12 protein-coding genes are annotated in these 9,601 nt (G+C 66.7%); 5 read left to right on the top strand and 7 right to left on the bottom strand.

Annotated features, from left to right (window positions below; translation table 11 throughout):
• Positions 1-163: 163 nt before the first annotated feature.
• The 5 genes from speB to rplM all read right to left on the bottom strand — a co-directional run bounded on the left by speB (position 164) and on the right by rplM (position 3,400).
• Complete coding sequence (gene speB, locus WFK61_RS17510; RefSeq protein WP_336813355.1) at positions 164-1,120, bottom strand: agmatinase; 957 nt, start codon at positions 1,118-1,120, stop codon at positions 164-166.
• A gap of 11 nt (positions 1,121-1,131) precedes the next feature.
• Positions 1,132-1,410, bottom strand: a complete 279-nt coding sequence (locus WFK61_RS17515) for a hypothetical protein (RefSeq protein WP_336813356.1) — start codon at positions 1,408-1,410, stop codon at positions 1,132-1,134.
• A 193-nt stretch (positions 1,411-1,603) separates the two neighbouring features.
• The gene (locus WFK61_RS17520; RefSeq protein WP_336813357.1) at positions 1,604-2,356 is read right to left on the bottom strand and encodes an SDR family oxidoreductase; all 753 of its coding nucleotides are present in this window, start codon (positions 2,354-2,356) and stop codon (positions 1,604-1,606) included.
• Between the two features lie 97 nt (positions 2,357-2,453).
• Positions 2,454-2,933, bottom strand: a complete 480-nt coding sequence (gene rpsI, locus WFK61_RS17525; protein WP_306225572.1) for a 30S ribosomal protein S9 — start codon at positions 2,931-2,933, stop codon at positions 2,454-2,456.
• A gap of 2 nt (positions 2,934-2,935) precedes the next feature.
• On the bottom strand, positions 2,936-3,400 hold the full coding sequence (gene rplM, locus WFK61_RS17530; protein WP_257731664.1) for a 50S ribosomal protein L13: 465 nt from the start codon (positions 3,398-3,400) through the stop codon (positions 2,936-2,938).
• 228 nt (positions 3,401-3,628) lie between these two features.
• Between rplM and WFK61_RS17535 the strand changes: the two genes are divergently transcribed.
• On the top strand, positions 3,629-4,402 hold the full coding sequence (locus WFK61_RS17535) for a substrate-binding domain-containing protein (RefSeq protein ID WP_336813358.1): 774 nt from the start codon (positions 3,629-3,631) through the stop codon (positions 4,400-4,402).
• Between the two features lie 24 nt (positions 4,403-4,426).
• On the opposite strand, the gene WFK61_RS17540 is transcribed toward WFK61_RS17535, so the two are convergent.
• On the bottom strand, positions 4,427-4,852 hold the full coding sequence (locus tag WFK61_RS17540) for a PaaI family thioesterase (RefSeq protein WP_336813359.1): 426 nt from the start codon (positions 4,850-4,852) through the stop codon (positions 4,427-4,429).
• A 90-nt stretch (positions 4,853-4,942) separates the two neighbouring features.
• Between WFK61_RS17540 and WFK61_RS17545 the strand changes: the two genes are divergently transcribed.
• The 3 genes from WFK61_RS17545 to WFK61_RS17555 all read left to right on the top strand — a co-directional run bounded on the left by WFK61_RS17545 (position 4,943) and on the right by WFK61_RS17555 (position 7,861).
• Positions 4,943-5,755 carry an enoyl-CoA hydratase gene (locus WFK61_RS17545; protein ID WP_336813360.1) on the top strand — a complete coding sequence of 271 codons (813 nt, stop codon included), beginning with the start codon at positions 4,943-4,945 and terminating at the stop codon, positions 5,753-5,755.
• A 207-nt stretch (positions 5,756-5,962) separates the two neighbouring features.
• The gene (locus WFK61_RS17550) at positions 5,963-6,493 is read left to right on the top strand and encodes a CoA-binding protein (RefSeq protein ID WP_336813361.1); all 531 of its coding nucleotides are present in this window, start codon (positions 5,963-5,965) and stop codon (positions 6,491-6,493) included.
• Between the two features lie 90 nt (positions 6,494-6,583).
• Positions 6,584-7,861 carry an O-acetylhomoserine aminocarboxypropyltransferase gene (locus WFK61_RS17555; protein ID WP_336813362.1) on the top strand — a complete coding sequence of 426 codons (1,278 nt, stop codon included), beginning with the start codon at positions 6,584-6,586 and terminating at the stop codon, positions 7,859-7,861.
• Between the two features lie 78 nt (positions 7,862-7,939).
• On the opposite strand, the gene WFK61_RS17560 is transcribed toward WFK61_RS17555, so the two are convergent.
• Positions 7,940-9,043, bottom strand: a complete 1,104-nt coding sequence (locus WFK61_RS17560; protein ID WP_442896321.1) for a COX15/CtaA family protein — start codon at positions 9,041-9,043, stop codon at positions 7,940-7,942.
• An 86-nt stretch (positions 9,044-9,129) separates the two neighbouring features.
• Between WFK61_RS17560 and WFK61_RS17565 the strand changes: the two genes are divergently transcribed.
• On the top strand, positions 9,130-9,339 hold the full coding sequence (locus WFK61_RS17565; protein ID WP_336813364.1) for a DUF2842 domain-containing protein: 210 nt from the start codon (positions 9,130-9,132) through the stop codon (positions 9,337-9,339).
• The last annotated feature ends 262 nt before the right edge of the window (positions 9,340-9,601 follow it).

A 9,601-nucleotide genomic window follows, 5' to 3' on the forward strand; every position in this document is an offset into this window, starting at 1 on the left:
CATTCTCGGGCGAAGCGAAGCGCAGACCCCGAGAATCTCTTGCAGGAAAAGGCGCTGGAGCCTCCGTGTCAGGAGATGCTCGGGTCATGCCCGAACATGGCGCGCACGAACCCGAAAGCGCGAGCTATTCGAGTCGCTTCTCGGCCTTTCCTCACAGATCGATTCAACCGCCCCGCTTCAGCGCCAGCGCCTGAATGTAATGCTGGACGATGGTCGAGGCGGCTATCGCGGTGATGTCGGCATGGTCGTAGGGCGGCGAGACCTCGACCACGTCCATGCCGCGGATATCGAGATCACGGAGCGCCCAGAGGATGCGCAGCGCCTGATCGGCAGTGAAGCCGCCCGAAACCGGCGTGCCCGTACCCGGCGCGAAGGCGGGATCGAGCGCATCGATGTCGAAGGTGAGATAGGCCGCGCCCTCCCCGACCCGCGCGCGGATGCGCTGCGCCACCCCGGCCACGCCGAGTTCCTGCGCCTCATAGGCACCGATGATGGCGATGCCGCAATCGCGCGGCGCCACCGTGCGGATGCCGACCTGGATCGAGCGTTCGACATCGATCAGCCCCTCGCGCACCGCCTCCAGCACGAAGCTGCCATGGCCGATACCGCCCGGGCCGTCATCCCAGGTGTCCTGATGAGCGTCGAACTGGATGAGCGCCAGCTTGCCGTGGCGGGCGACATGGGCGCGCAGCAGCGGGAGGGTGATGAAGTGGTCCCCGCCAAGCGTGACGAGATGGGTGCCGGACGCGAGAATGCCGGCGGCTTCCGCCTCGATCGCACGGGCACAGCCCTGAAGATCGCCGCGCGGCAAAGCGCAATCGCCATAATCGATAGCCAAGAGCCGGGCAAAAGGATCGATGCCCGACGGATATTGCGGATCGCCGTCAAAGATCGCGCTGGCACGGCGGATCGCCTGCGGCCCGAAGCGGGTGCCTGGCCGGTTGGTCACCGAGAGATCGAAGGGCACGCCCCAGATCACCAGATCGGCGCCCGCGACGTCCTTGCCGTATCGGCGGCGCATGAAGGACAGCGCGCCGGCATAGGTCGGGTCGGCGGCGCCGCCGCGCCTGTCGCCGGTGAAGGCGTGGTCGATCGGCGGCTTGTCGGTGGTTTCGGTCATGTGTGCCTCAGTCAGCGGCGCCCGTTGAACCAGACATAGAGGCACCACGGCAGGATCAGCGCCAGTGCGGTCAGCACGAGCCGCAGCATCGTCCAGGCGTTGGGGTTGTTGAGCGCACGCCCGTCGAGCTCTGGCACGCCATGGATGAAGCCGAGAGCGATGGCGGGCGCGAGGAAGATGACCAGCGCCCGGCCGATACGCCGCCCTCTCGGCAAGTCCTCGCGGGCCAGCATCAGCAGGGCCGGCGCGGCAATCATGACGAAGGCGATCAGGACGAGAAGGACGCGCATGGGTTTCCGGGCAGGCAGTCGGTGGCGAGCACTATATGTCGTTTCCCCATCGCGCCGTCATCCCGGGCGACCGGAGGGAGACCCGGAATCCATTCCGGAGCGCTTCCGATGAGGGTTCAGGCATGGATCCCGGATCGGCGCCGCTTCGCGGCTTGTCCGGGATGACAGCACGGTGAGGATAGCAAAACTGGAGCTACCGCCCGCCACCGACCTTCAGGATGATGCCGGTCGTGTAGCTCGACGCTTCCGAGAGCAGGAACAGCACCGCCTCCGCGATCTCGTCGGCCGTCGCGGCGCGCTTCAGCGGGATCAGCGGCGCGAGCCGGGCGACGCGGCCGGCCTCGCCGGTCGAAAGCGCATGAATCTCGGTCTCGGTGATGCCCGGCGCCACGGCGTTCACGCGGATGCCATGGCCAGCCAGTTCCTTGGCCAGCCCGATGGTGAGGGAATCGACCGCGCCCTTCGAAGCCGCGTACCAGACATACTCACCGGGAGAGCCCAGCTCCGCCGCCACGGAGGAGATGTTGACGAGCGCCCTGCCCTCCACTCGCTCGCTGGCGATGAGAGCACGGGCAGCCTCGCGCGCGACGAGGATCGCGCCGGTGACGTTGACGTCGATGCATTCGCGGATGATCGCGGCATCTGTATCGACGAGCGGCCCCGACTTGCCGGTGATGCCGGCATTGTTGACGACATGGGTCAGCGGTCCCAGCGCCGCCTTCGCCTCCGCGAAGACGCGGACGATATCGGCTTCATCAGCCATGTCGCCCTGAAGCGCGACGGCCTTCACGCCCTTCCCCACGCAGGCCGCGACGACCTCGGCGGCAGCCCTTGCGTTGCTCTGGTAGTTCACAGCGACATCGTAGCCGCGCCCGGCCGCCATAACGCAGGTCGCGGCGCCGATGCCACGGCTGCCGCCGGTGACGAGAAGAACGGGGCGGGTCATGACAGGCTCCTGCTGAGAATGGCGCGGAGCGCCAGCCAATACGAAAAGGGCGGCTCTTGCGAGCCGCCCTTCCGCATACCGGTAATCCCGGAAACGATCAGCGCTTCGAGAACTGGAAGCTGCGGCGGGCCTTGGCCTTACCGAACTTCTTACGCTCGACGACACGCGAGTCGCGGGTCAGGAAGCCTTCCTTCTTGAGCGGGCCGCGAAGCTCCGGCTCATAGTGGGTCAGCGCCTTGGAGATGCCGTGGCGAACCGCACCGGCCTGGCCGGAGAGACCGCCGCCCTTGACCGAGACGATGACGTCGTACTGGGTCAGGCGATCGACCAGCTGCAGCGGCTGCTTGAGCACGAGGCGCAGCACCGGGCGAGCGAAGTAGATCTCCTGGTCGCGGCCGTTGACGGTGACCTTGCCGGAACCCGGCTTGATCCAGACGCGGGCGATGGCGTTCTTGCGCTTGCCGGTGGCATAGGCGCGGCCCTGGGCGTCGACCTTCTTGACGTGGACCGGAGCTTCCGGCTGGGCGGGCTTGGCGACGTCGCCAAGCTGGGAGAGAGACTGCAGAACTTCAGCCACGGTCAGACCCTCTTGTTCTTGCTGTTGAGCGCGGCGACGTCGAGCGCCTCCGGCGACTGGGCAGCGTGCGGATGCTCCGCGCCCTTGTAGACGCGCAGGTTGCCGAGGATCTGGCGGAAGAGCGGGCCGCGCGGCAGCATGCGCTCGACAGCCTTCTCGACGACACGCTCAGGGAAGCGGCCTTCCAGGATGAACTTGGCCGAACGCTCCTTGATGCCGCCCGGGAAGCCAGTGTGGTGGTAGTACACCTTCTGGTCACGCTTGCGGCCGGTCAGGGAGACCTTGTCGGCGTTGATGACGATGACATTGTCGCCGCAGTCGACGTGGGGGGTGTAGGCGGCCTTGTGCTTGCCGCGCAGACGCATCGCCACGACGGAGGCGAGACGGCCGACGACGAGCCCGGAGGCGTCGATCACAACCCACTTCTTTTCGACATCGGCGGGCTTGAGCGAGACGGTGGTCTTCATCGCGGTACCCTTCGGTTGCGTAAAAAAGGACAAGCCGCCGGAGAGCCCGGCGGCGGTGTGGCGTCGGGATAGGGGCAAGGAACCCGACTGTCAAGCATTCCCGAAAACGCGAAACCCGGAAAAATGCAATTTTCTCATAGCGATGAATGGAAAGGTATCAGGATACCGTCATCTTCTCTTGCGCCATGTGGCCGCCTGCCGCAGCATCCCGGCTCAGGAGGATACGCCATGACACAAAAACGCATCGCCTTCATCGCCGCGGGCCTGTTTCTCGGCGCCCTACCCGCCTTCGCCGAGGTCAATGTCATCAGCTCGGGCGGCTTCACCGCAGCCTACAAGGAGCTGGTCCCGGCCTGCGAAGTGAAGATCGGCCAGAAGGTCACGAGTGCCTATGGCGCCTCGATGGGCGCGGCGCCGGATGCGATTCCCAACCGTCTGGCGCGCGGCGAGCCGGCCGATGTGATCATCCTGGCGGGCGATGCCTTCGACAAGCTGGTCAAGGACGGCAAGGGCATGGCCGGCACGCGCACCGATCTCGCGCGCTCGGCGATCGGGCTCTCGGTCAAGGCGGGGGCGCCGAAGCCCGACATCTCCACGGTCGAGGCGCTGAAGAAGACGCTGATGGAGGCGAAATCGATCGCCTATTCGGCGAGCGCCAGCGGTACCTATCTCTCCGAGGAGCTCTTCCCGAAGCTCGATCCGAGCGGCCAGGTCATGGCGAAGTCCAAGAAAATCTTGAGCGAGCGCGTCGGCACCATCGTGGCGCGGGGCGAGGCGGAACTCGGCTTCCAGCAGGTCAGCGAGCTCATCCCGATCGCGGGGCTGGATTTCGTCGGCACGCTGCCCGAGGAGGTCCAGCGCGTGACAGTGTTCTCGGCCGGGCTCGCAGCCGGCGCCAAGGAGACTGAAGCCGCGAAGGCGCTGATCGCCTGCCTCGGCGGCACGGATGCGGCGGAGACGATCCGCAAGACCGGGCTCGATCCAATTCCAGCGAAGAAGTAGCGTCTCGGCCTGCTTGAACCGCTATCAGCGCACGGGGATCGAATAGGTCCCGGTCGCGTGGCAGACCATGTCCGGCTCGCCTTGGGAGTAGAGGCAGACCTCGCCGACCGCGAGCCGCTTGCCGAGCTTGAGCAGCCTGGCCTCGCCGATCAGCGCCGCCTGGCCGGGCTTGCGCAGGAAGTTGAAGTTGAGACTCGTCGTCACCGCGAGGCCGACCGGCCCGATCTGGGCCAGGATCGCCGCATAGAGCGCGAGATCGGCCAGCGCCATCATGGTCGGCCCGGAGATCGTGCCGCCCGGGCGCAGGTGCTTCTCATGGTAATCGCAGCGCATCCGGGCCGTCATCGGCCCGACATCCTCGATGAAATAGGTGCGTCCGCCGTGGTGGAGCTGCGGGAAGACCTCGTCGAGATAGGCATCGATCTCGGAGGCGCTCATGCGGGTCGTCATGCGGAAAACCACAGGCTGGAACGGGGCTTATCCCCTTGCAGCATGGCCGGCCGCCTCCGACAATAGGCGGAAATGCGGAAGGGAAGCGCCATGAACGCCCATCACAAGCCGGAAGCCGCGCCCGTGCTGCTACGCGAGGATGCCGGGGGCATCGCGACGCTGACGTTGAACCGCCCCCAAATGCGCAACCCGCTGAGCGAAGCGATGCTGGCGGCATTGAGCGAGACCCTCACAGCCATCGCGGCCGATCGCGCGGTCAAGGCCGTGATCCTCACCGCCGCCGGGCCGGTGTTCAGCGCCGGGCACGACCTCAAGGAAATGACCGCCCATCGCGCCGATGCCGATCGGGGCCGGGCTTACTTCACGGATATCCTCGGGCGCTGCTCGGCCATGATGCAGCAGATCACCGCCCTGCCCCAGCCGGTGATCGCAGCGGTCGAGGGCACGGCGACGGCCGCGGGCTGCCAGCTCGTCGCGAGCTGCGACCTTGCGGTCGCGGGCGAGGCCGCGCGCTTCTGCACGCCGGGCGTCCATATCGGGCTGTTCTGCTCCACGCCGATGGTCGCGCTCTCGCGCAATCTCTCGGCCAAGCATGCGCTCGAGATGCTGCTGCTCGGCGAGATGGTGCCGGCGACGGAGGCAGCCCGCATGGGCCTCATCAATCGTGTCGTGCCCGCCGGCGATGCGCTGGCTGAGGCGCGGCGGCTTGCCGGCATCATCGCCTCGAAATCGCCGGCGACAATCAAGGTCGGCAAGCGCGCCTTCTACGAGCAGCGCGAGATGGGGCTGAAGGCGGCCTATGACCATGCCTCGGCGGTGATGGTCGAGAACATGCTCGCGCGCGACGCCGAGGAAGGCATCGGCGCCTTCGTGGAAAAGCGTGCGCCGGTGTGGGGAGAATAGTCGCACCATCGACGGACATGCGCGGGGAACCCCTCTCCTGTAAGGAGAGGGGCAGGGGTGAGGTGTAGGCCCCTGGACCAGCGAAGCCTCCACCTCACCGCAGCAGCGGTCGGGTAACGCTCAAACGTCCAGCGGCCTTCCCCTCACCCCTGCCCCTCTCCCTCTGGGAGAGGGGTTCCCCGCGCCCTTCCTTATGCGGACTGCCTCATGACCCACGACGCCTATCCCGACAGCCTGATCCGCGACATCCTGAAATCCGTGAAGCGGATCGCGCTGGTCGGCGCCTCCGCCGACGAGGCGCGGCCGAGCTGGATCGTGACGAAATACCTGATCGACCGCGGCTATGACGTCATCCCCGTCAATCCCGGCCTCGCAGGCCAGACGATCCTCGGCAAGACGGTCTATGCCGCGCTCAAGGACATCCCCGGCCCGGTCGACATGGTCGAGATCTTCCGCAATTCGGAAGCGGCCGGCCCGATCACCGACGAGGCGCTGGCGCTCGACCCGCTGCCGAAGGTGATCTGGATGCAGCTGTCGGTGCGCAACGACGAGGCCGCGGCACGGGCCGAAGCGAAGGGCGTCACCGTCATCATGAACCGCTGCCCGAAGATCGAATATGGCCGCCTTTCCGGCGAGATCGGCTGGCAGGGCATCAATTCGCGCATCCTCTCGGCCAAGAAGCCGGTGCTCGCCGGCAAGGGCTTCCAGAAGCTGACGATCCATCGGCCGGGGACCTGACGCGGCCTGCCACCTCCCGAATTGACGCTTCGCCAACCGTTCGTTAAATCGAACGATCCGTTTTCGACGTCAGATTGTCAGGGAGCAGCCATGACCGACCGCGCACCGGGTTTCAGCACACTCGCCATCCATGCCGGAGCGGCCCCTGACGCGGCGACGGGCGCACGCGCCACGCCGATCTACCAGACGACCTCCTTCGTCTTCGACGATGTCGACCATGCCGCCTCGCTGTTCGGGCTGCAGGCCTTCGGCAACATCTATACCCGCATCGGCAACCCCACGAACGCGGTTCTGGAAGAGCGTGTCGCGGCGCTGGAGGGCGGCACCGCGGCGCTCGCCGTCGCGTCCGGCCATGCGGCCGAATTTCTGTGCTTCCATGCGCTGCTGCAGCCGGGCGACGAGTTCGTCGCGGCGCGCAAGCTCTATGGCGGCTCGATCAACCAGTTCAACCATTCCTACAAGAGCTTCGGCTGGAACGTGATCTGGGCCGATCCGGACGATGTCGAGGGCTTCGCCGCCGCCGTGACGCCGAAGACCAAGGCGATCTTCATCGAGTCCATCGCCAATCCCGGCGGCGTCATCGTCGACATCGCCGCGATCAGCGCCATCGCCAAGAAGCACAACATCCCGCTCATCGTCGACAACACGATGGCCTCGCCCTATCTGCTGCGCCCGTTCGAGCACGGCGCGGACATCGTCGTGCATTCGGCCACCAAGTTCCTGGGCGGCCACGGCAATTCGATCGGCGGCCTGATCGTCGATGGCGGCTCGTTCAACTGGGTCGGCGACGACCGCTATCCGATGCTCTCCAAGCCGCGGCCGGAATATAACGGCATGGTGCTGGGCGAGACCTTCGGCAATTTCGCCTTCGCCATCGCGACCCGCGTGCTCGGCCTGCGCGATCTCGGCCCGGCGCTGTCGCCCTTCAACGCCTTCATGCTGCTGACCGGCATCGAGACCTTGCCCCTGCGCATGCAGAGGCACTGCGACTCGACGCAGAAGGTCGCCGAGCATCTTCAGAAGCATCCGGCGGTCGAGTGGGTCAGCTATCCCGGCCTGCCCGGCGACAAGTATCAGGAGCTCGCCAAGCGCTATACGCCGAAGGGCGCGGGCGCGGTCTTCACCTTCGGGCTCAAGGGCGGCTACGACGCCGGCGTCAAGCTGGTCTCCAACCTCAAGCTGTTCTCGCATCTCGCCAATATCGGCGACACCCGCTCGCTGGTGATCCATCCGGCCTCGACCACCCATCGCCAGCTCACCGACGAGCAGAAGATCGCATCTGGCGCCGGGCCTCAGGTGGTGCGTCTCTCGATCGGGCTTGAGGATGTCGAGGATCTGATCGCCGATCTGGATCAGGCGCTGGCCTGATCAGGAGCATCGCTGCTGACATGAGAAAGGCGCCGGAAACGGCGCCTTTTTCTTTGAGAGATGCTGGGGTGACGCTCCTTATGGGCGCGCCGCCTGTTCGGTGCGGGTGACGTGCACCACACCCATCGCCAGCACGGCGAAGCCGAGCGCCTGATGGGCAAGCCCAGCCCAGAGCGGCACGACCAGCAGCAGCGTCACGATGCCGAGCGCCGATTGCGCCAGCACGAGCCCGGCGATCGCGGTCGAGCGCTTGGCGCTGCCCGATCCCGGCGCCGCCCGGCGCAGCCTCAGCACGTTCCAGAGCGCGACGGCGAAGAGGACGTAGGCACCGAGCCGGTGGTTGAACTGCACCAGCGCGACATTATCGACGAAGTTCTCCCAGAACGGCGTCTGGGCGAAGAGCTGGGACCCCGGCGGCACCAGCGCGCCGTCCATCAATGGCCAGGTGTTGAAGGTGAAGCCAGCCTTCGAGCCGGCGACGAGCCCGCCGAGCGCGACCTGCACGAAGAGCAGGAGCAGGAGCAGCCATGCGCTCGCCCTGCCCCGCGGCGGCTCGACCCGGCGCAAGGGCGTCAACGCCGTCGCGAAGGCCACGACCGAGGCGAAGAACAGACCGGCGAAGGTGAGATGCAGCGTCAGCTTGACCGGCGCGACCGCGATCATGCCGGGCTGGAGGCCGGATGCCACCATGATCCAGCCGATCGCGCCCTGCAGGCCGAGCAGCAGCCCCATGCCGAACAGCGTCACGACCTGCCGGGCCGGCAGCAGACGGCGCAAGGCGACGACGAGGAAGCCCGCGAGATAGATCAACCCGATGAAGCGGCCGAGCTGGCGATGGCCCCATTCCCACCAGTAGATGAACTGGAATTCGCCGAGGCTCATGCCCTCGTTGAGGAGCTGGTATTGCGGGCTCGCCCGGTACTTGCCGAATTCCTCGGCCCAGGCATCGGCCGAAAGCGGCGGCAAGGCGCCGGTGATCGGCTTCCATTCGGTGATCGAGAGGCCGGAGCCGGTGAGACGGGTCGCGCCGCCGACCACGACCATCAGAAAGACGAGCGCGGCCACGATCCAGAGCCAGCGGCGGATGCCGGCATGATCGGCCTTGGCTTCGGCGCGTGTCTGGTCGAGGGCGAGGGTCACGGGCGGACTTTCGGTCGCAGGCGGGGATCTTCGGGCGCGCATCGCTTCACAAGCGCGCTCGCCGGTGACATAGACCCCTCGCTTCGGCGCGACAACGCCCGCATTGCCGCAGCGACCAAGAGAGCCCGATGAAACAACGCAACCGCAAGCTGATCGGGACCGTGCTGATCCTCGTCTTCGTCTGCGTCTACGCGCTCGTCGCGATGGCGCTGGCGCAGGGACGGATCACCGAGGCGTCGAAGCCGGTGCAGACCATCGCCTATATCGCGCTCGGCCTCGCCTGGGTGCTGCCGCTGCTGCCGCTGATCAAGTGGATGGAGCGCAAGGACGAGGCTTGAGGCGTTCTGTCGTTGCCGGCGGAGAACCACGATTGTCATTCCGGGGCGCGCTGCAGGCGCGAGCCCGGAACCCACGACTGGGTGAGACGCTCGATGCGCGGTTGTTGGCCGTTCACCCGGTCGTGGGTTCCGGGTTCGCGCCTGCGGCGCCCCCCGGAATTGTCTGTTTGAGTTTTGGTATTGTTGTGTGGTTCCGCGGAAGCGGTATGCCTGGTCCGGCTGGCCGGCCGGACCAGGCGCGGCCCGCCGACCGTCCCGGAAC

It is taken from the genome of Allobosea sp. MMO-172, assembly GCF_037147855.1.
Taxonomy (GTDB): Bacteria; Pseudomonadota; Alphaproteobacteria; order Rhizobiales; family Beijerinckiaceae; genus Allobosea.